Below are 20881 nucleotides of genomic sequence, written 5' to 3'. Positions count from 1 at the left end.
GACCGCGTCGCCGAGGGGGTTGCTCAGGCGGCGAGGATCTGCGACAAGGCGCGCAGACGTGCGAGCGTCGCGTCCTTGCCGAGCAGCTCCATCGACTCGAACAGCGGGGGCGACACCCGGCGACCGGTGATCGCCACTCGCGGCGGACCGTACGCGACACGCGGCTTCAGCCCGAGATCCTCGACCAGGGCCTTCGCCAGGGCATCCTGGATCGCCGAGGGCGTGAACTCGGTCAGCGGTTCGAGCGCCGCGACGCACGCCTGCAGCACCTCGACCGCGTTCGCCGGCAGGCCCTTCAGGGCATCCGCGTCGTACGACACCTCGTCCGCGAACAGGAAGCCGAGCATTCCGGGCACGTCCCCCAGCAGCTGGACGCGCTCCTGCACGAGCGGCGCCGCACGGAACGCCAGTACGAGCTGCTCATGTGTCGGCTCGTCGAAGAGGCCCGCAGCGGCGAGATACGGCACGATCCGCTCGGCGAAGTCCTTCTCGTCCAGCATCCGGATGTGGTCGCCGTTGATGGACTCGGCCTTCTTCTGGTCGAAGCGCGCCGGGTTCGGGTTGACGTTCTCGATGTCGAACGCCGCGATGAACTCCTCGAGGGAGAACACGTCGCGGTCAGGACCGATGGACCAGCCCAGCAGCGCGAGGTAGTTCAGGAGCCCTTCGTGGATGAACCCGCGCTCGCGGTGCAGGAAGAGGTCGGCCTGCGGGTCGCGCTTGGAGAGCTTCTTGTTGCCGGTCTCCCCCAGCACCAGCGGCATGTGCGCGAAGCGGGGAACGAACGACGTCACGCCGGCCTCGATGAGCGCCGCGTACAGCGACAGCTGACGAGCGGTCGAGGGCATGAGATCCTCGCCGCGCAGGACGTGCGTGATGCCCATCAGCGCGTCGTCCACCGGATTCACGAACGTGTACAGCGGCACGCCGTTGGGGCGCACGACGACGAAGTCCGGGAACGAGCCCGCCGGGAACGTCACCTCACCGCGGATCAGGTCCACGTAGGTGAGGTCCTCGTCCGGCACGCGGAGCCGGAGGGCCGGCTGACGCCCCTCGGCGCGGAACGCCGCCTTCTGCTCCTCGGTGAGGTCGCGGTCGAAGTTGTCGTAGCCCAACTGCTTGGCGCGGCCGTTGGCCTCGTTGCGGGCGTCGATCTCCTCGGCGTTCGAGTAGCTCTCGTAGAGGGCCCCGGTGGCGAGCAGCTTGTCGATGACCTCGCGGTAGATCTCGTGGCGCTGCGACTGGCGGTACGGCGCGTGCGGGCCGCCGACCTCGACGCCCTCGTCCCAGTCGATCTTCAGCCACGTCAGCGCGTCGACGAGCTGGCGGAAGCTCTCCTCGCTGTCCCGCGCGGCATCCGTGTCCTCGATCCGGAACACGAGCTTGCCGCCGTTGTGCCGGGCGTACGCCCAGTTGTACAGCGCGGTGCGCACCATGCCGACGTGCGGCAGGCCGGTCGGAGAGGGGCAGAAGCGGACACGGACGTCGGCACCACTGGCGGTCGTGGTGAGGGGGTGCGGAGTAGCCATAGCCCTTCGATTCTACGGGGACGGGGGTGCCGCGCCGACGGCGACGACGGCGGTGTGCTCGAGCGGAACGGTGTCGCCCTCGGAGCGTTCAGCGGCGACGAGATCGAATCCCCGGCGGAAGGCGCGACGGCCTTCTGCGTCCAGCGCCCTGTAGAACGCGCCGGCGGAGGCCACGCCCCCTTCCGCAGACGCCCACAGGATCTCGGGCGCCACCCGCCAGATCCAGGTGATCTCGGTGGTCGAGACGTCGCGCCAGCGCCCCTCTCCCAGCATGGCCGCGAACCCGGTCGTGGATCGGTCGAAGTCCTTCTCGGCAGGCAGCTTCTTCCCCGTCGGCGGCTCGAGCCCGGCACGCTCGCACACGTCCAGCCAGAACCACGACGGCGAACGCACCCACGTGGTCGCCACGAGCATGCCGCCCGGCACCGCGATCCTCGCGAGCTCCGCCGCCGACGCGCGCGGATCGGCGACGTGGTTGAGCACGAAGTTCGCCGTCACCGCATGGAAGACGCCGTCCGGGTACGGCAGGTGCGGCAGGGCGGCGTCCACGATCCGGATGCCGGGATGGATGCGCGCCGCGACAGCGCGCATCGTGGGCTCGGGTTCGACCGCGGCGAGGACGGAGTCCTCCGTCCCAGCGCACAGTGCCGCGTAGGATGCGGCGTACGCCTCACCTGTGCCGGACCACGGCTTCATCGGGTCTCGGCCACGCGGGGCATTCGGCCGTACGGCGACAGCGCGGTGATCGCGATCACCAGCGCGAACGCCGCGACACCGAGGCCCGCGTACTGGAAGTTCGACAGCACGACGCCCGCCAGTACGGCACCGGCAGCGGCGGACAGGCTCATCAGGGAATCGCTGCGTCCCTGCCGGCGGGTGCGCAGCTCCGGAGCGGATGCCTCGGTGAGCAGCGCTGCGCCGGCCACGGTCGCGGCGCTCCAGCCGAGCCCGAGGAGGATCAGCGCGGTCATGACGCCCCAGGCCTGGTCGTTCCACGCGATCGCGAAGACGAGGGATGCCGCGAGCAGCGCCTGGCCCAGCAGCACGACGCGCAGTCGCCCCCAGCGGTCGGCCAGGATGCCGAACACCGGCGAGAGCGCGTACATCCCGGCGACGTGCAGCGCGATCGTCACGCCCACCAGCAGCGAGACGTCGGCACTCGTCGCATGACCGCCGTGCATGCCGTGGGCCATGTGGGACAGATGGATCGGCGTCATCGCCATCACCGACGCCATGACCACGTGCGACCCCGCGATCGCGAAGACCGCGTAGCGCGCGACGACGGGCCGGTCGACGGCCGCGAGCGCGGATGCGGTGGCCGCGGCATCCCGGCTCAACCTCTGCGCTGCGAGCAGCGGGTCCGGGCGCAGCGCCACGAGATACAGCACGAACGCCGCGGACTGGGCGATGAGCGAGAACAGATAGGAGCCCGTCTGCGGCGGCATCCCGATGGCCTGCCCGACGATCTCGCCGGGGCCGAGCAGGAGCGGGCCCGCCACGCCGCCGATGGTCGTCGCCCAGACGACGATCGACAGGTCACGGCCGCGATGCCGCGGGGCGGCGAGGTCCGTCGCGGCGAAGCGGGACTGCAGGTTGCCCGCGTTGCCCGCGCCGATGAGGAGGATTCCGGCCAGCAGGAGCGGGAAGATCCGCAGGGCCGCTGCCAGGATCACGATGCCGATCCCGACGAGCGCGAAGAGGTTCCCCAGCGTGAGCGCCCGTCGACGGCCCACGCGGCTGGCCATCCGGGCGAGCGGGATGGCGCACAGTGCCGCTCCCAGCGTCACGGATGCCGTCGCGAGTCCGGACAGCGCATCGTCTCCGGAGATGTCGGCGGCCAGCAGGGCGCCGAGGGACACCGTCGCACCGAAGGCGATGCCGCCGAGCACCTGACCGAAGGACAGGATGAGGACGGTGCGGCGCTGGACGACCGCCTGCTCGGCCGCCGTCAGGACGGTCATGCCGCGGGTGCCGCGTCGCGCGCGGGATTGCGCAGGACGCCGATGCCGGAGACCTCGACCTCGACGGTGTCCCCCGCGGCGAATGGGCCGACGCCGGCGGGCGTTCCGGTGAGGATGACGTCGCCGGGAAGCAGCGTGAACACCGCCGAGGCGTACGCGATGATGTCGGAGACCGAGTGGATCATGTCCGTCAGGGGCGCCTGCTGGCGCACCTCGCCGTTCACGCGCGTGGCGATGGTCGCGGCATCCGCCTCGAACTCGGTCTCGATCACGGGGCCGAGCGGGCAGAAGGTGTCGAAGCCCTTGCCGCGTGTCCACTGCCCGTCGCGGCGCTGCAGATCGCGGGCCGTGACGTCGTTGGCCACGGTGTAGCCGAAGACGTACTCCAGCGCGTGCTCAGCGGACACGTTCTTGGCGATGCGGCCGATCACGACAGCGAGCTCGCCCTCGAAGTCCGTCTGCTCCGAGAGCGCGACGGGACGGACGATGGCGTCGCCGGGACCGATCACGGACGTGTTCGGCTTGAGGAAGAGCAGAGGCTCCTCGGGCGCCTCACCGCCCATCTCCTTGGCGTGATCGTGGTAGTTCTTGCCCACGCAGACGACCTTGGACCGCGGGATGACCGGCGCGAGAAGCGCCGCATCGGCGAGCGGAACACGCTCACCCGTCGTGTCGAAGCCGGCGAACAGGGGGTCGCCGGCCAGGACGACGAGCTCCCCCTCGTCCAGGATGCCGTAGCGGATGGCGTCGTTGTGGCTGAACCGAGCGATCTTCACCCGACCAGCCTACTCAGCCCGCGACGCCCGGTGGTGGCCCCCTCCCCCATCTCCGAGACCTCTCCTGGTTCACGAGACCTCTCGATATCCACGTCGACAAGACGGGGTTTCGTCGGCAATGAGAGGTCTGTGTGCGGTCGGGATGCGGTCGGGGCAATCGGGGCAGCGTTCAGCGGGAGGGATGGATGCCGAAGGCGGCGAGCCGAGAACCGAGCGACTCCACGGTCCGGATGTGCGCGTGCCCCCATCGCGCGAAACCCCAGCCGGTCACGCCGCGCACGTCGTCCTCGCGACGTTTCTCGGCCAGAACCGCCTCGGCGGTCGTCGACGCAGCGCGCAGGTCGGGCTCCAGGTACTTGGCCTCCCCGTCGAACTCGCCGAACTTCTGCGCACCCGGAAACCCGAAATCGACGAAGTACTCGTCACCCGCGGGTCCCGTCACGGGCACCTGAAGCGCGACGTCGCGGAAGCCGAGCTGATGCAGACGGAGGCGGCTCACGCTCTCTCCCGGCAGTTCCGCGCGTCCATCCGCGAATCGCGCGACCCAGCGCGCCTGGCGCACGCCCCGAGCACCGGTGCCGCATCGAGCGAGAAGATCGTCCCGCCAGAGCGCGGCCCGCTCGGCATCCTGCACATGGTGTGAGACCGCGGCCGCACCGAGGGCGGCGTCACCGACGGCGAGTGCGCCCTCGCGCGGAAGGGTGCGGGCCAGGTCGAACGTTGTCCGGACCAGTGATGTGCAGCGGAGTCCGTGCCGGATCGTGATGTCGTCCTCATGGACGACGAGCGCGTGACGCATGACCCCTGGCGCTCGCCGTGAGTGACGGGACCCGGCGATGAGGACGTGCACGAAGTCGTCCCGCATTCCGTAGAGCGGCAGACCCCAGAGCGCGGCAGCCGATGCATGGGTGAACACCGCGCTCGGACTCGAACGTGCGAAGGCGAAGACGCGGAGGAGATGCCTTCCCTCCTCCCAGAGCGACCGCCAGGTCGCCCCGTCGACGTACTGTCCTCGATGAACGCGGATCAACCTCCCCTCGCGCACGAGTCCTTCCAGCATCCGATCGGTCAACCCGGTGTCCAGCAGCTGGGAGCGACCGCGCAGCAGGTTGCCCGCGTCCTCGACGGTGATCCGCTTGCCCATGCCCTCATGGTGCGTGAAACGGGAGAGCCGATCGTTTCTCATCCACAGGTCCGGCACGCTCGGATCCCGAAGTCATCCGAATCGCCGATCTGTGCAGGGCGAGTCCCGCACCCGCGACAGACCTCTCCTCAGCAACGAAACCCCGTCGTAGTCACGTGAATACGACGGGGTTTCGTCAATAACGAGAGGTCTCCCGGAAATGGGGAGAGGTCTGGAGGATGGAGTGGGTCCGGGATCGCGGCGTCCGGGATCGGGGCGTCCGGGGCACGGTCCGGACGGGGACGTCCGAGACCGGGGCGTCCGGGCGCGCGCGTCCAGGGTCGTGCGCGAGGACGTGTCGAGCGGTCAGGCGTCCAGGCGGAGCAGCCAGCCGTGCTTGTCCTCGCGGCGACCGTACTGGATGTCGGTGAGCTCCTCGCGCAGCGACAGGGCGAGGTCGCCGGTCGGCTGGCTCTCCTCGAACTCCGCCGTCACCAGCGCACCGATCGGCGTCACGACCGCCGCCGTGCCGCACGCGAAGACCTCGACGATCTCGCCGGACGCCACGCCGTCGCGCCACTCCTGCAGGGAGACGGGCCGGCGCTCGACCGTGTGACCGCGGTCCTCCGCGAGCTGCAGGATCGAGTCCCGCGTGATGCCCTCGAGGATGCTGTCCGACTCCGGCGTCACGACGCGCCCGTCCTTGAACACGAACACGACGTTCATGCCGCCGAGCTCCTCGACGTTGCCGTCCTGATCGAGGAAGACGACCTGGTCGCATCCCTTGTCGTACGCTTCGGCCTGCGGAAGGAGGCTCGATGCGTAGTTGCCACCGGTCTTCGCCGCCCCGGTCCCGCCCTTGCCGGCGCGCGCGTACGTCTCGGACAGCCAGATCCGGACGGGCTTGACGCCGCCCTTGAAGTACGATCCGGCGGGGCTGGCGATCAGGTAATAGGCCACCTTCTGCGCGGGGCGCACGCCGAGGAACGCCTCCTTGGCGAACTCGAACGGCCGCAGGTAGAGGCTCTGGTCGGCCCCGGACGGCGTCCAGGCGCCGTCGACGGCGATCAGCTCGCGCAGCGACTGCAGGAAGTACTCGGTCGGCAGCTCCGGCAGCGCCATGCGGCGGGCACTGCGCTGCAGGCGCTCGGCGTTCTTCTCCGGCCGGAAGGTCCAGACCGACCCGTCCGCGTGCCGGTAGGCCTTGATCCCTTCGAAGATCTCCTGCCCGTAGTGCAGGACGGCCGCGGCAGGGTCCAGCGGGATCGGGCCGTACGGCTGGACGCGCGGGCGATGCCAGCCGCCCTTGGCCGACCAGCAGATGTCGACCATGTGATCGGTGAAGACCGTGCCGAAGCCCGGGTCCTTGAGCAGCTCTTCACGCTCAGCCGCGGACTTGGCGGCGAGATTGCGTGTCACGGAGAACTCGAGCGGGGCGAGTCCGGTATCGGTCAGTGTCATGTTCACATCCTGCGTTCGATGCGGGCGATGCCCTCAGACTACGCCTGAAGCCGTGCGATGATCGCGTCGCCCGTCTGGCCGGTGGTGCGCGATCCCTGGCGTGCGGCGATGTCCTCCTCGACCGCGCGGCTGATGCGGGCGGATTCGTCGCGCAGCCCGAGGTGGTCGAGCAGGAGCGAGACGGAGAGGATCGCGGCGGTGGGATCGGCCTTCTGCTGACCCGCGATGTCCGGCGCCGAACCGTGGACGGGCTCGAACATCGAGGGGAAGTCTCCTCGCGGGTTGATGTTCCCCGAGGCGGCGAGGCCGATGCCACCGGTGACGGCGCCGGCCAGGTCTGTGAGGATGTCGCCGAAGAGGTTGTCGGTGACGATGACGTCGAAGCGGGACGGGTTCGTGACCAGGAAGATGGTTGCCGCGTCGACGTGCAGATAGTCTACGGCCACCTCCGGGTGCTCCTGCGCCACCTCGTCCACGACCCGCTGCCAGATGGAACCGGCGTGCACGAGCACGTTCGTCTTGTGCACGAGCGTCAGCCTGCGGTTGCGGCGCTCGGCGAGCTCGAAGGCGTATCGCACGACCCGCTCGACGCCGAACGCCGTGTTCACGCTTGTCTCGTTCGCGACCTCGTGCGGCGTCCCCTTGCGGATCGCGCCGCCGTTTCCGACGTACGGGCCTTCGGTTCCCTCACGGACGACGACGAAGTCGATCTCCCCCGGATCCGCGAGCGGTCCCGGTGCTCCGGCGTACAGCTTCGAGGGCCGCAGGTTCACGTAGTGGTCGAGGCTGAAACGGAGCTTCAGCAGCAGGCCGCGCTCGATGTTCGCGCCCTTCAGACGCTCGTCGCCCGGCTGTCCCCCGACGGCGCCGAGAAGAATGGCGTCGTGCGCCGAGATCGCGGCGAGGTCCTCATCCGTGAGCGTGTCGCCGGTCTCGAGGTAGCGGCCGGCGCCGAGCGAGAAGCGCGTCCTCTCGAACACCACGTCGCTGGACGCCGTCACGGCCTCGAGCACGCGCTCCGCCTCGGCGATGACCTCCGGGCCGATGCCGTCACCGGGGATGACGGCCAGCTTCACGACACGCGACATGACACTCCTTGCATCGGGGATTCCTCCCCAGCGTACTGGTCAGCGCGTGCGCGACGTGCGCAGTGTGACGGCCGCGATGACGCCGGCGACGATGACGAGGCCGGCTCCGATCAGGGAGGTCACGGTCACCCCCGAGCCGAAGGCGGATGCCGCGGCCGACCACAGCGCGTCCCCGAGTTCCGCGGGCAGCTGGTGAGCCTCGGTGTACGCGCCGGCGAGGGTCTCCCTGGCGGCCTCCGCGGCACCGGCGGGGATGCCTTCCGGGATCACGAGCGCTCCGCGGTAGAAGGCCGTGATGAGACCTCCCAGAACGGCGGTGCCCAGCACAGCCCCCAGCTCGTACGCGGTCTCGGACACGGCGCTCGCTGCGCCCGCCTTCTCCGCCGGCGCGCTGGAGAGGATGAGCTCGTTGGAGATCGTCTCCGCCGCACCGATGCCGATGCCCAGGACCACGAACGCGAGGATCAGCGGCAGCACCCCGTGATCCTGCGTGCTGAAGGCCACGAGCAGATACCCGACGACGGAGAACACCAGCGCCGACGGGACGACGATGTGGGACGGGACGCGGCGCGAGATCGGCACCACGGTGAGCCCTGCCACGATCATGGCCGCCATTCCGGGGACCAGTGCGAGCCCCGCCTGCATCGGCGACAGACCCAGCACGAGCTGCACATGCTGCGACACGAAGTACAGGAAGCCCACGAGCGCGACGACGCTCAGCAGGTTCACGAGGATCGCACCGGAGAACGAGCCGCGGCGGAACAGCTGCATGTCCAGCATCGGGATCTCCGCGCGCAGCTGGCGGCGCACGAACAGGGTTCCCATCAGCGCGCCGAGCAGCGCCCAGGCCCCGGCGGCGAACGTCGGACCGTCGACCGCGAGCGACTTGATCGCGTACACGACGGGGATCATCGTCGCCATCGACAGCAGGATGCTGATCGGATCGATCCGGCCAGGGTGCGGGTCGCGGCTCTCGGGCACCAGGAGGGGCGCCGCGATGAGCAGCGGGATGAGCACGGGCACGGCGATGAGGAAGACCGAGCCCCACGAGAAGTGTTCGAGCAGGAACCCGCCGACGATCGGGCCGAGCGCGGATCCGGCCGAGAACGCGGACGCCCACACCGCGATCGCGAAGCGTCGCTGGTCACGATTGCGGAAGATGGAGCGCAGCAGCGACAGCGTCGACGGCATCAGCATCGCCCCGAAGAAGCCGAGCAGTGCGCGGGCCGCGATCAGCAGGCCCGCGGTGGGCGCGAAGGCGGCCAGCGCCGACACGGCGGCGAAACCGGTGGCACCGATCAGCAGCATCCGCCGGCGGCCGAATCGGTCGCCGAGGGTCCCCATGGTCACGAGGAGTCCGGCCAGCACGAGCGGGTAGACATCGATGATCCACAGCTGCTCCGTGCCGGAGGGCGACAGCGCGATCGCGATCTCCGGCAGAGCGAAGCTGAGCACGGTGTTGTCGACCGACACCAGCAGCACGGGGAGCATGAGCACGATGAGCGCCCACCATCCACGAGCGCCGACTCGGGGCGCGTTCAGCTCTGTCTCCGTCGCCGGGATCGACGCGGTCATCTTCCACCTCTGCACTCTCTGGGACGTTACTTAACCGTCCGGCTGGTATAGTAACAGATGTCGACCTGATCACGCCCTGAGCAGAGGTGCCCGATGCCCCGTCCTCCCCTGGCCCGCGAACGCGTGCTCGATGCCTTCGAGGCGATCCTCATCGACGACGGGGAGCGCACCGCGACGCTCGAGGCGACGGCCAAGGCCGCCGGGGTGTCCAAGGGCGGACTGCTCTACCACTTCGGCTCCAAGGACGATCTGTCCGCCGGGCTCGTGGAGCGCCTCGAGCATCTGACCGATCTGGACCTCGCCCGCATGGCCGAGGCGCCGGAGGGTCCGGTGGCGTACTACATCCGCACTTCCGTGATGGAGGACGACGCCCTCGACCGCGCCCTGATCGCCGTGTCCCGGCTGGCCCAGGGCGGCCATGCCGCGGCATCCGATGCCCTGCGCGAGGTGCGCCGTCGCTGGTCGGAGACGATCCGCCCTCACGTCCGCGACGAGACGGCTCTCGACCTCGTGATGCTGGTCAGCGACGGTCTCTACTTCAACAACTCGCTCGACGTGAACGGGCCGGAACGCCTCGTCCCGCACGGGCCGGAGCTCCAGGCGCTCATCGACCTCGTGCTCAGAGCGAGCGCGATCACTCCTCGACGATCTCGATCTGCTTGATCACGGTGGCGTCGATGTCCTTGCCGACCTCGGCCAGCAGCTCGTCAGGAACGCGCGAGTCGACCGTGAGGATGGAGAGCGCCTGACCGCCGGCCTCGCGACGTGCGATCTGCATCCCGGCGATGTTGATGCCCGCATCGCCGAATCGCTGGCCGTACACGGCGACGATCCCGGGACGGTCCGTGTAGAGCATCACGATGTGGTGCTTCTCGAGCGGGACCTCGATGTCGTATCCGTTGACCCCCACGATCTTCTGCACCATCCGCGTGCCGGCCAGCGTGCCGGCCACCGTGAGCACGGTCCCGTCGGCGAGGGCGCCGCGGAGCGTGGTGAGGTTGCGGTACTCGGGGCTCTCCTTCTCGACCACGAGGCGCGCCTCGATGCCGCGCTGCTCGGCGAACAGGGGGGCGTTCACGTAGGAGACGTTCTCGCTCACGACGTTCGACAGGATGCCCTTGAGCGCCGCGAGCTTGTAGACGCTCACGTCGTAGTCGGCCAGCTCTCCGCGCACCTCGATGTCGAGGCTCGTCAGCGCCGAGGACGCCAGCCCGCTGAACACCTGGCCCAGCTTCTCGACGAGGTCGATGCCGGGGCGCACGAACGGGTCGATGACGCCCCCCGCCACGTTCACGGCGTCCGGAACCAGGTCGCCCTCGAGAGCGAGCTTCACGGAGCGGGCCACGGACACACCGGCCTTCTCCTGGGCTTCGTCGGTGGAGGCCCCGAGATGCGGCGTGACGACGACGTTCGGCAGCTCCAGCAGGGCACGGGCGGATCCGCCCTCGACCGGTGGCTCGGACGTGAACACATCGAGTCCCGCCCCGGCGATCTCACCGGCGACGAGCGCGTCGTGCAGCGCCTCCTCGTCGATGAGTCCGCCGCGGGCGACGTTGATCACGTAACCGGTCTTCTTCATGGCGGCGAACTGGGCCGCCCCGATCATCCCGGTGGTCTCCGGGGTCTTGGGCATGTGGATGGTGATGAAGTCGCTCTCGGCCACGAGCTCGTCGAGCGTGCGCAGCTCGACGCCGAGCTGCTGTGCGCGTGCGCTCGTCACGTACGGGTCGTAGGCGACGACCTTCATCCCGAAGCTCTGCATGCGCGCTGCGACGAGGGCGCCGATGCGGCCGAGGCCGATCACCCCGAGCGTCTTCTCGAACAGCTCGGTTCCGGTGTAGGAGCTGCGCTTCCACTCCCCCGCCGCCAGCGACGCCTTCGCCGCCGGAACGTGACGGGCGAGGCTCAGGATGTGCGCGCAGGTCAACTCGGCCGCGGAGATGATGTTGGACGTGGGCGCGTTGACGACCATGACGCCCGCCGCGGTCGCGGCCTTGATGTCGACGTTGTCGAGGCCGACGCCGGCGCGGGCGACGACCTTCAGCCGGGGCGCGTGCGCGAGGGCCTCGGCGTCGACCTTCGTCGCCGAACGGATCAGCACCGCGTCCGCATCGGCCAGGGCCGAGAACAGCGCCTCCCGGTCCGTCCCGTCGACATGGCGGATGTCGAAGTCGGGGCCGAGGGCCTCGATCGTGGCGGGCGAGAGAACTTCGGCGATGAGCACGACGGGCTTCGGCACAGCGGATCCTTCGGGGTGGGCGTCACGACGCGGATGGGATCGATGCGCCGCACGCCTTCGGGGCGCGATCGGTTCCACTGTACCGGAGCAGGGATGCCGCCCCGCGCCGTGTGACAGCTCGGACTCAGGCGTCGAGGACGACCAGTGCGTCCATGTTCAGGATGCTGTAGCCGACGAGACTCAGCCAGAACACGGCCACGACCGAGAGCCCCGCGAGCATCACCAGCGCCAGTTCGCCGACGTTGCGGCGCCGACCGATCGCGTAGGCCAGCGCGAAGACGATCGCCGGGAACACGGCGCCGAACACCAGCGTGATCCAGCCGGTCGGAGTGAGGCCCGCCGGCTGAGCCATCGCGATGAGGTGCGCGATCGCGTTCCAGACCGCGTACGCGTAGAAGAGACCGCTCACGCCGACCACGAGCGCGGTGAGCCAGCGCGGGCCTCCACGCGTCTCGGCGGCGGAGGCGGACGAGGTGTTCTCCGTCATGATCCGATCGCTCCCATCATCACGAAGGGCCACGGCACGAGCAGCACGGCCCCGGCGAGCAGAAGGAGCACGCGCACCCAGGCCGCTCGGCCCCGCGTCAGCACCCACGCCACGAGCATCCAGAGCGCGGGAGCCGCGATCGCCAGCACGAACCACGGCAGATACATGGCATCGGAGACGATGAGGTTGGCGAGGGGCTTGATATTGATGCCGCCGATCACCCAGCCCACCGTGTAGAGCAGGTAGATCCCCCCGAAGACGCCGACGAGCAGCAGCATGGCCGTGCTCATCCCCGCAGGCTCGACGTCGGATTCCGCAGGCGGCTCGTCGGAGTCCGCCTCCGCGGACTCGCCTTCCGTGATGACGCCGTCGCTTCCCTTGCCGACCGCGTTCCAGCCGGGCGGCAGCGAGGCTCTCCTGGGAGGTCGATCGTCGTCGCCCTCCCAGGAGAGCGCATCTTCGGCATCCGATGTCATGACTCCAGCGTAGCGATGCCGGGAGCCGTCCCAGTAGGCTCGGGGCCAGCTATCGACGAGGGGAAGCACACCGTGGCTGAGGGCAAGAACGAGGCCGTCGACAGGACCGGCGATCCGACAGAGGCAGCCGCACCGACCGGCGGCGCCGAGTGGAAGCCGACGCCGGCGGCCAAGCAGAAGTCCTTGACGTTCCGCTGGATCGCCGTGGGGCTGTGGGTGCTCGCGATCGCCGCCGAAGCCGTCGGGATCTTCTGGCTGCTTCGCCAGCGGGTGTTCGTCGGCGAGGACGGCACCCTCGTGCGCGATCCGGACACCGGACTGCTCGAGGAACAGGGCGTCGAAGCGCAGTTCCCGCAGTGGGCCTTCATCGCGCTGATCGTGCTGCTCGTCGTGATCGCCGCGCTCTCGATCGGCGGCTCGCTGCTGTGGAAGAAGGCGAACCGCCTCGACCCGGCGAAGAAGTCGGAGACGGTGAAGTTCTTCGTCCAGAACCAGCTGGGCGTGATCATCGCCATCATCGCGTTCGTCCCGCTGATCATCCTGATCTTCCTGAACAAGGACATGGACAAGGGCCAGAAGGCGACAGCCGGCGTCATCGGCATCGTCCTGGCGGGGATCGCCGTCTTCTTCGGGATCGACTTCGATCCGCCCTCTGTCGAGCAGTACACCGCGGATCAGTCCGCCGTCATCCAGCTGCTCGGTGAGGACCAGGTGTACTGGGTCGAGGGCGGGCAGGTCTACCACGTGTGCGACGAGGTGTCCGACATCCAGACCGGCAGCGAGATCATGTCCGGGACCACGGCGGAGGCCATCGAGGCGGGGAAGATCCGGCTGACGCTGAAGTTCGAGTCCGAGATGCGCACCTGCGGTCTTCCCGTGCCGGAGAACGCCGACGAGATCACCGAGGCGCTGCGCGCGATCCAGGCCGGTCAGGTCGACACGCCGCTTCCGGCGCCGGTGTGGGCGAACGATGTCACTCCGCCGATCATGGTGGAGGACGCGCCCGCAGAGCAGTAGCCGAGCAGCGTTCGACGGGGACTCGGTCGGCCAGCGCGTCGGACGGTATCAGTCGGTCAGTGCGTCGGACGGTATCAGTCGGTCAGCGCGTCGACCAGTCGGTCCTCGGCCGCAGCCAGGTGCTCGGCGAGCAGTGCTGCGGCGACGTCGCCGTCCCCGGCGGCCACGGCATCCAGGATCGCGGCGTGCTGCGCACCGATCACGGCCGCGTCCAGCAGGCGTCGGCCCTGCACCTGCGCCATGCACAGCCGCACCTCGTCCAGGACGCTGCGGTACATGCGCGACGTGCGGTCGCTGCCGAGCGCGTCGATGATCGCGGTGTGGAAGCGCAGATCCGGGTCCACGGTCGCCGGGTCCGGCCCCGCCGGCAGGGCGAGGATCTCGGCGTTGGCCTCGGACGCCGCCGCCGGCGACTCCCTCACCGCAGCCAGTTCCCGCAGAGCCGCGCTCTCGAGCCGGGTGCGGGTGCGATAGACGTCGCGCACCATGCCGGCGTCGATCGCGACCACGCGGGCGCTGCGATGCGCGGTGCGCGCGAGCAGACCCGACGCGACGAGCTGTTCGATGGCCGCCTTCGCACTCGGGCGCGCGACGTCGTAGAGCGCGGAGACCCGCGCCTCGGTGACCGCCTCTCCGGGGCGGAGGCTTCCGTCCAGGATGCGGGCACGGAGCCGTCGCGTCACGGCCTCCACGACGCCCACCACGCCGAGAGCCTGTTCCGGTGCGATCGTCATGTCGCCAGCCTAGGCGACGCTAGACTGCTTCAGTATTCTTGTCAGACAATCTGAAGCGAGGAAGCTCCGTGTCCACTGCGCTCGCCACTCCCCTCGACGTCGACCTGCTCGGCCCCTGCACGGCGGTGACGGCGCGCTCGATCGATCGGTTCGCCCGCGCCCATGACGCATCGCACTACCTGCTGGTGCCCGACGCCGTGCTCTGCCCGCAGGATGCCGAGGGCGTCGCGCGCGCGTTCGACGCGGTGCGCGCGGCCGGGCGGACGCTCACCTTCCGATCGGGCGGCACGAGCCTCTCCGGACAGGGAGTGACGGGCGACATCCTGGTCGACACCCGCTCGGCGTTCCGCCACATCGTCATCGAGGAGGACGGCGCTCTGGTGCGCGTCGGCCCCGGTGCGACGGTCCGCCAGGTCAACACCCGCCTCGCACGGTACGGCCGCAAGCTCGGTCCCGACCCGGCGAGCGAGATCGCGTGCACGATCGGCGGCGTCGTGGCGAACAACTCCAGCGGCATGGCCTGCGGCATCACGGAGAACTCGTACCGCACGATCGAGTCGCTCCTTCTCGTGCTGCCCAGCGGCACCGTGCTCGACACGGGGGCCCCGGATGCCCTGGAGCAGCTGCGCGCCGCCGAGCCGGAGATCGCGGACGGTCTCCTCGCCCTGCGACGGCGGCTGATCGACTCCCCCGAGGCCGCCGCCTTCGTGCGTCAGCAGTTCTCGATGAAGAACACCATGGGCTACGGGCTCAACTCCCTCCTCGACTTCGAGGATCCGGTGAAGATCCTCGAGCACCTCGTGATCGGCTCCGAGGGAACTCTCGCTTTCGTCGCAGAGGCGCGCTTCCGCACGATCCGCGTCCGGCCGCAGATCGCGACGGGGCTTCTCGTCTTCACGACGCTGGCGGACGCCATGGCGGCACTCCCCGCTCTCGCGGCGCAGGGGCTCGCCACGATCGAGCTCATGGACGCCGCGTCGCTGCGCGTCGCCCAGGGGCTCAGCGACGTTCCGGCATCCATCGCCGAGATCGCCGTCGACGGTCACGCGGCGCTGCTCGTCGAGGTGCACGCATCGGATGCCGCCGAACTGGTCACCGCGTCGGAGGCGGCCCTTGCACGGTTCGCTGAACTGCCACTCGCCGTCGCCCCGAGGCTGACCACGGATGCCGCCGAGCGCGCATCCCTGTGGCACGTCCGCAAGGGACTGTACACAGCGGTCGCCGGCGCCCGCCCCTCGGGCACCACCGCCCTGCTGGAGGACATCGTCGTGCCGGTCGACCGACTGCTGGTCACCTGCGAGCGCCTGATCGACCTGTTCGCCGAGCACGACTACGACGGGTCGGTCATCTTCGGGCACGCCAAGGACGGCAACGTGCACTTCCTGCTCAACGAACGCTTCGACGATGCCGAGAGTCTGGCGCGCTATCGCCGCTTCACCGCCGACCTCGTCGACCTGGTGCTCGGGCAGGGCGGCTCGCTCAAGGCCGAGCACGGCACGGGGCGGATCATGGCGCCCTTCGTGCGCCGGCAGTACGGCGACGAGCTGACCGACATGATGTGGGAGATCAAGCGCCTGATCGACCCCTCGGGCATCCTGAACCCCGGGGTCGTGCTGTCCGAGGACCCGGAGTCCTACCTGCGCGATCTCAAGCGCGTTCCCACGGTCGAGGCCGAGGTGGACCGCTGCGTCGAGTGCGGGTACTGCGAGCCGACCTGCCCGAGCAAGAGCATCACCCTCACGCCCCGTCAGAGGATCGTGCTGCGGCGCGACATGGCCTGGGCCGAGGAGCAGGGCGATGACGAACTGCTCGCGGAGCTGCGGGCGGACTACGACTACGAAGGCGTCCAGACGTGCGCCGTCGACGGGATGTGCGGCGTGGCCTGCCCGGTCGACATCAACACCGGTGACCTCGTGCGCCGGCTGCGGGCCGAAGAGGCGTCGAAGGTCGAGGACGGCCTGTGGGATGCCGCGGCACGGAGCTGGGGCGTCGTCACGAGGGCCGGCGGCGTCGCCCTCACCGTCGCCGACGCGCTTCCGGCCCCGCTCGTGACCGGCGTGACACGGCTCGGGCGCGCGCTGCTGGGGACGGACACCGTACCGCTGTACGACGGCGGCCTGCCGCGTGGAGGTTCGGCGCCGCCGCGCCCGGTCTCGCCGGCCGACGCACAGGTGGTCTTCTTCGGCGCATGCATCGGGACGATGTTCGGTGCCGAAGGCCACGGCGAGGGTTCGCGCGACGCGGTGCTGGCCCTGCTCGAGCGGGCCGGGCTCACGATCGCGATCCCCGACGAAGCGGGCGGGCTGTGCTGCGGAACCCCCTGGAAGTCCAAGGGGCATCTGACCGGCTACGACCGCATGACCGACCGCGTGCTCGCCTCGCTGTGGGAGGCCAGCCGGCAGGGAGAGATCCCGGTGGTATGCGATGCCGCATCCTGCACGGAGGGGCTGCACGTGATGCTCGCGAAGGCCGCCGCGAAGCATCCGGAGTTCTCGGGACTGGTGATCGAGGACGCCACCACCTACCTCGCCAGGGAGGCGCTCCCCCGGCTGGAGGTCACGCGCCGGCTCGACCGCGTCGCCGTGCACCCCACGTGCTCCACGACCGCTCTCGGAGCCACCGGCGCCCTGACGCAGCTGGCGGCAGCGGTCGCCGAGGAGGTGTACGTCCCGGACGGATGGGGATGCTGCGCCTTCGCCGGGGACCGGGGCATGCTGCATCCGGAGCTCACGGCCAGTGCGACGGCCGTGGAGTCCGCGGAGATCGCGGCCGCCGACGCGGAACGCGGCTTCGACGCGTTCGTCTCGGCGAACCGGACGTGCGAGATCGGGATGACCCGGGCCACCGGAAAGCCCTACCGCCACGTCGTCGAGGTGCTCGAGGAACTCACCCGCTGAAACGAGGAACGGGCGTCCCGAAAGAGACGCCCGTTCCTCGTCGTGGAGGTGATCAGCGCGCGGCGCTGCCCTCCGTGTAGTCCTCGTCGGTCTGCTTCCAGGAGAACAGCGAGCGCAGCTCCCGACCGGTGACCTCGATCGGGTGACCCTGCTCCTTCTCGCGGAGGGCGAGGAACTCGGTCGCACCGTTGTCCTGGTCCTCGATGAAGCGCTTGGCGAACGCGCCGGACTGGATGTCGGCGAGCACGCCCTTCATGTTCTCCTTGACGCGGGCATCGACCACGCGCGGTCCCGACACGTAGTCGCCGAACTCGGCCGTGTCGGAGATCGACCAGCGCTGCTTGGCGATGCCGCCCTCCCACATGAGGTCGACGATGAGCTTCAGCTCGTGCAGCACCTCGAAGTAGGCGATCTGCGGCTGGTAACCCGCTTCGACGAGCGTCTCGAACCCGGCCTGGACGAGGTGGCTCATACCACCGCACAGGACGGCCTGCTCGCCGAACAGGTCGGTCTCGGTCTCCTCGGTGAAGGTCGTCTTGATGACGCCCGCACGGGTGCCGCCGATCGCCTTGGCGTACGAGAGGGCGACGTCCCAGGCCTGGCCGGACGCGTCGCGCTCGACCGCGATGATGTCGGGGATGCCGCGGCCGGCGACGAACTCGCGCCGCACCGTGTGGCCGGGGGCCTTCGGGGCGATCAGGATGACGTCCACGCCCTCCGGCGCGTCGATGTAGCCGAAGCGGATGTTGAAGCCGTGCGCGAAGGCGAGCGTCTTGCCCGCTGCCAGGTTCGGGGCGATCGACTCGGAGTAGATCGTGCGCTGGTGCTGGTCCGGCGCGAGGATCATGATGAGGTCGGCCCAGGCGGTCGCGTCCGCGACGTTCTTGACCGGGAAGCCCGCTTCCTCCGCCTTGACGATGGACTTCGAGCCGTCCTTCAGGGCGATGGCGACCTCGACGCCCGAGTCGCGCAGGTTCATCGCGTGGGCGTGGCCCTGCGAGCCGTAGCCCACGATCGCGACCTTCTTGCCCTGGATGAGCGACAGGTCGGCGTCGGCGTCGTAGAAGATCTCAGTACTCACTTTGTGTTTCTCCTTGATGGTGGTCTGGTCATGAGTGCGTTCCGACTCGTTCCGCTCGCTCGACGAGCGGAACGGAGTCAGCCGCGAAGGACGCGTTCGGTGATGCTCTTGCCGCCGCGGCCGATGGCGAGCAGCCCCGACTGCGCGAGCTCCTTGATGCCGAAGGGCTCCAGCGCGCGGAGGATCGCATCGATCTTGCCCTTGTCCCCCGTCACCTCGATCACGACCGCGTCGGCCGCGTAGTCGACGACCGAGGCGCGGAACAGGTTCACGATCTCGAGCACGTTCGAGCGGGTGGCGTTGTCGGTGCGCACCTTCACGAGCACGTGATGGCGCTGGACGGAGGTCGCGAAGTCGAGCTCGACGATCTTGATGACGTTGATGAGCTTGTTCAGCTGCTTCGTCACCTGCTCGAGCGGCAGGTCCTCGACGTCGACCACGACGGTGATCCGGGAGATGCCCGGCACCTCGGTCACCCCGACGGCGAGGGATTCGATGTTGAAGCCGCGGCGGGCGAACAGCCCGGCGACGCGGGTCAGCAGGCCGGGGGTGTCCTCGACGAGCAGGCTCAGCACATGAGTCGACATGGTCTCACTCCTCCCCTTCGAACGACGGCGCATGGTCGATGGCGTACTGGACGTAGCTGTTGCTGACCCCCTGGGGCACCATCGGCCACACCATCGCGTCGGCGGACACCACGAAGTCGATCACGACGGGACGGTCGTTCGTCTCCAGCGCCTGCTGGATCGCGGCATCCACGTCCTCCTCCTTCTCCACGCGGATCGCGAGGCAGCCGTAGGCCTCGGCGAGCTTGACGAAGTCGGGGACACGCACGGTGCCGTGCCCGGTGTTCAGGTCGGTGTTGGAGTGGCGGCCGTCGTAGAAGAGGGTCTGCCACTGGCGCACCATGCCCAGGGACGAGTTGTTGATGATCGCGACCTTGATCGGGATGCCGTTGATCGCGCACGTCGCGAGCTCCTGATTGGTCATCTGGAAGCATCCGTCTCCGTCGATCGCCCACACGACGCGATCGGGCTCGGCGACCTTGGCACCCATGGCCGCCGGAACCGAGTAGCCCATGGTGCCGGCGCCGCCCGAGTTCAGCCAGCTGTTCGGTCGCTCGTACTTGATGAACTGCGCGGCCCACATCTGGTGCTGCCCCACGCCGGCCGCGTACACGGCCTCGGGGCCGGTCAGCTCGCCGATGCGCTGGATGACGTACTGCGGGGAGAGCAGCCCGTCGCTGGTGGGCTGGAATCCGAGCGGGAACTCGTCACGCAGCCCGTCCAGGTAGGACCACCACTCGTCGATGTCGGGCTTGGCGTTGCTGGTCGTGCTGCGGAACGCGGTCTCCAGGTCCACCAGCACGTCGCGCACGTCGCCCACGATCGGGACGTCGGCGGTGCGGATCTTGGAGATCTCGGCCGGGTCGATGTCCACGTGAACGACCTTCGCGTTCGGGGCGAACAGCGCCGCCTTCCCCGTGACCCGATCGTCGAACCGCGCGCCGAGGGCGACGATGAGGTCGGACTCCTGGAGCGCCAGCACTGCCGGAACCGTGCCGTGCATGCCGGGCATGCCGAGGTGCTGCGGGTGGGAGTCCGGGAAGGCGCCCCGCGCCATCAGCGTGGTCACGACCGGCGCCCCGGTCGCCTCGGCGAGACTCTTCAGCTCCTCGGAGGCGCGTCCGCGGATCACGCCGCCGCCGACGTAGAGCACCGGCTTCTTCGACTCGGCCAGCAGGGCGGCCGCGGCCTGGATCTGCTTGCCGTGCGCCTTCGTGACGGGACGGTATCCCGGCAGGTCGACCTTGGGCGGCCAGATGAACGGCGCCTTGGCCTGCTGCGCGTCCTTCGTGATGTCCACGAGCACGGGCCCGGGACGGCCGGTGGAGGCGATCTCGAAGGCCGCGGCGACCGCTCCGGGGATCTCGTGCACGTCCTTGACCAGGATCGAGTGCTTCGTCACCGGCATCGTGATGCCGACGATGTCGGCCTCCTGGAAGGCGTCCGTGCCCATCAGCGTGGAGAACACCTGCCCGGTGATGGCCACGATCGGGACGGAGTCCATGTAGGCGTCCGCGATGGCCGTCACGAGGTTCGTCGCCCCCGGTCCGGATGTCGCGATCGTGACGCCCACCTTGTTCGAGGCCGCGGCGTAGCCTTCGGCCGCGTGGCCGCCGCCCTGCTCGTGCCGCACCAGGATGTGACGCACCTCGGTGGAGTCCAGCAGCGGGTCGTAGACCTCCATGATCGCGCCGCCGGGGATCCCGAACACGTCGGTGACGCCGAGCAGCTCGAGCGAACGCACCAGCGCCTGGGCGCCGGTGAGCTCCGGCGCTGCGGTCTGACGGGCGGGCGGCCGAGGCACGGCCGACACGGAATCAGCAGTCATGTGTCTTTCCTTGGATCTGATGAGCGGTCGTCGGGGCCGCGGG

At 69.5% G+C, this 20881-nt stretch carries 18 protein-coding genes; 3 read left to right on the top strand and 15 right to left on the bottom strand.

Annotated features, from left to right (window positions below; genetic code table 11):
* Nucleotides 1-23: 23 nt before the first annotated feature.
* From gltX to KYX17_RS03205, 8 genes are all read right to left on the bottom strand, one after another.
* On the bottom strand, nucleotides 24-1529 hold the full coding sequence (gene gltX, locus KYX17_RS03240) for a glutamate--tRNA ligase (protein ID WP_243225220.1): 1506 nt from the start codon (nucleotides 1527-1529) through the stop codon (nucleotides 24-26).
* A 12-nt stretch (nucleotides 1530-1541) separates the two neighbouring features.
* Entirely contained in the window at nucleotides 1542-2225 is a 684-nt protein-coding gene (locus KYX17_RS03235; RefSeq protein WP_243225214.1) for a class I SAM-dependent methyltransferase, read from the bottom strand.
* Nucleotides 2222-3490 carry an MFS transporter gene (locus tag KYX17_RS03230; protein ID WP_243225211.1) on the bottom strand — a complete coding sequence of 423 codons (1269 nt, stop codon included), beginning with the start codon at nucleotides 3488-3490 and terminating at the stop codon, nucleotides 2222-2224. The genes KYX17_RS03235 and KYX17_RS03230 overlap by 4 nt, the downstream gene beginning before the upstream one ends.
* On the bottom strand, nucleotides 3487-4266 hold the full coding sequence (locus KYX17_RS03225) for a fumarylacetoacetate hydrolase family protein (protein WP_243225204.1): 780 nt from the start codon (nucleotides 4264-4266) through the stop codon (nucleotides 3487-3489). Before KYX17_RS03225 ends, KYX17_RS03230 begins: the two co-directional genes overlap by 4 nt.
* A 169-nt stretch (nucleotides 4267-4435) precedes the next feature.
* Nucleotides 4436-5410: a hypothetical protein gene (locus KYX17_RS03220; protein ID WP_243225203.1), complete on the bottom strand. Its 975-nt coding sequence runs from the start codon at nucleotides 5408-5410 to the stop codon at nucleotides 4436-4438.
* A 345-nt stretch (nucleotides 5411-5755) separates the two neighbouring features.
* Nucleotides 5756-6850, bottom strand: a complete 1095-nt coding sequence (locus tag KYX17_RS03215) for a branched-chain amino acid aminotransferase (RefSeq protein ID WP_243225201.1) — start codon at nucleotides 6848-6850, stop codon at nucleotides 5756-5758.
* A gap of 38 nt (nucleotides 6851-6888) precedes the next feature.
* Nucleotides 6889-7938, bottom strand: a complete 1050-nt coding sequence (locus KYX17_RS03210) for a 3-isopropylmalate dehydrogenase (RefSeq protein WP_243225195.1) — start codon at nucleotides 7936-7938, stop codon at nucleotides 6889-6891.
* A gap of 39 nt (nucleotides 7939-7977) precedes the next feature.
* Nucleotides 7978-9513 carry an MFS transporter gene (locus KYX17_RS03205; protein ID WP_243225184.1) on the bottom strand — a complete coding sequence of 512 codons (1536 nt, stop codon included), beginning with the start codon at nucleotides 9511-9513 and terminating at the stop codon, nucleotides 7978-7980.
* Between the two features lie 93 nt (nucleotides 9514-9606).
* Between KYX17_RS03205 and KYX17_RS03200 the strand changes: the two genes are divergently transcribed.
* Entirely contained in the window at nucleotides 9607-10176 is a 570-nt protein-coding gene (locus tag KYX17_RS03200) for a TetR/AcrR family transcriptional regulator (RefSeq protein WP_243225183.1), read from the top strand.
* Here KYX17_RS03200 and serA read toward each other — a convergent pair.
* From serA to KYX17_RS03185, 3 genes are all read right to left on the bottom strand, one after another.
* Nucleotides 10148-11752: a phosphoglycerate dehydrogenase gene (serA, locus tag KYX17_RS03195; RefSeq protein ID WP_243225181.1), complete on the bottom strand. Its 1605-nt coding sequence runs from the start codon at nucleotides 11750-11752 to the stop codon at nucleotides 10148-10150. The two genes, KYX17_RS03200 and serA, sit on opposite strands and share 29 nt — an antisense overlap.
* 124 nt (nucleotides 11753-11876) lie before the next feature.
* Nucleotides 11877-12239 carry a hypothetical protein gene (locus tag KYX17_RS03190; RefSeq protein ID WP_243225178.1) on the bottom strand — a complete coding sequence of 121 codons (363 nt, stop codon included), beginning with the start codon at nucleotides 12237-12239 and terminating at the stop codon, nucleotides 11877-11879.
* Entirely contained in the window at nucleotides 12236-12715 is a 480-nt protein-coding gene (locus tag KYX17_RS03185; RefSeq protein ID WP_243225174.1) for a hypothetical protein, read from the bottom strand. The genes KYX17_RS03190 and KYX17_RS03185 overlap by 4 nt, the downstream gene beginning before the upstream one ends.
* 72 nt (nucleotides 12716-12787) lie before the next feature.
* Here KYX17_RS03185 and KYX17_RS03180 point away from each other — a divergent pair, with 72 nt between their 5' ends.
* Nucleotides 12788-13732 carry a hypothetical protein gene (locus tag KYX17_RS03180; RefSeq protein ID WP_243225172.1) on the top strand — a complete coding sequence of 315 codons (945 nt, stop codon included), beginning with the start codon at nucleotides 12788-12790 and terminating at the stop codon, nucleotides 13730-13732.
* Between the two features lie 74 nt (nucleotides 13733-13806).
* Here the strand turns inward: KYX17_RS03180 and KYX17_RS03175 are convergent, their stop codons facing one another.
* Nucleotides 13807-14466, bottom strand: coding sequence for a GntR family transcriptional regulator (locus tag KYX17_RS03175; RefSeq protein ID WP_243225170.1), 660 nt, complete (start codon nucleotides 14464-14466; stop codon nucleotides 13807-13809).
* Nucleotides 14467-14534: 68 nt separating this feature from the next.
* On the opposite strand from KYX17_RS03175, the gene KYX17_RS03170 reads away from it, so the two are divergent.
* The gene (locus KYX17_RS03170) at nucleotides 14535-17363 is read left to right on the top strand and encodes an FAD-binding and (Fe-S)-binding domain-containing protein (RefSeq protein WP_243225168.1); all 2829 of its coding nucleotides are present in this window, start codon (nucleotides 14535-14537) and stop codon (nucleotides 17361-17363) included.
* A 52-nt stretch (nucleotides 17364-17415) separates the two neighbouring features.
* Here KYX17_RS03170 and ilvC read toward each other — a convergent pair whose 3' ends face one another.
* The 3 genes from ilvC to KYX17_RS03155 all read right to left on the bottom strand — a co-directional run bounded on the left by ilvC (nucleotide 17416) and on the right by KYX17_RS03155 (nucleotide 20838).
* Complete coding sequence (gene ilvC, locus KYX17_RS03165; RefSeq protein ID WP_243225166.1) at nucleotides 17416-18444, bottom strand: ketol-acid reductoisomerase; 1029 nt, start codon at nucleotides 18442-18444, stop codon at nucleotides 17416-17418.
* Between the two features lie 77 nt (nucleotides 18445-18521).
* Entirely contained in the window at nucleotides 18522-19031 is a 510-nt protein-coding gene (gene ilvN / locus KYX17_RS03160; protein WP_243225157.1) for an acetolactate synthase small subunit, read from the bottom strand.
* Between the two features lie 4 nt (nucleotides 19032-19035).
* The gene (locus KYX17_RS03155; protein WP_243225149.1) at nucleotides 19036-20838 is read right to left on the bottom strand and encodes an acetolactate synthase large subunit; all 1803 of its coding nucleotides are present in this window, start codon (nucleotides 20836-20838) and stop codon (nucleotides 19036-19038) included.
* Nucleotides 20839-20881 lie beyond the last annotated feature (43 nt).

The sequence above is a fragment of the Microbacterium sp. CIAB417 genome (assembly GCF_022788845.1).
This window is presented reverse-complemented; position numbering and strand designations above follow the sequence as displayed.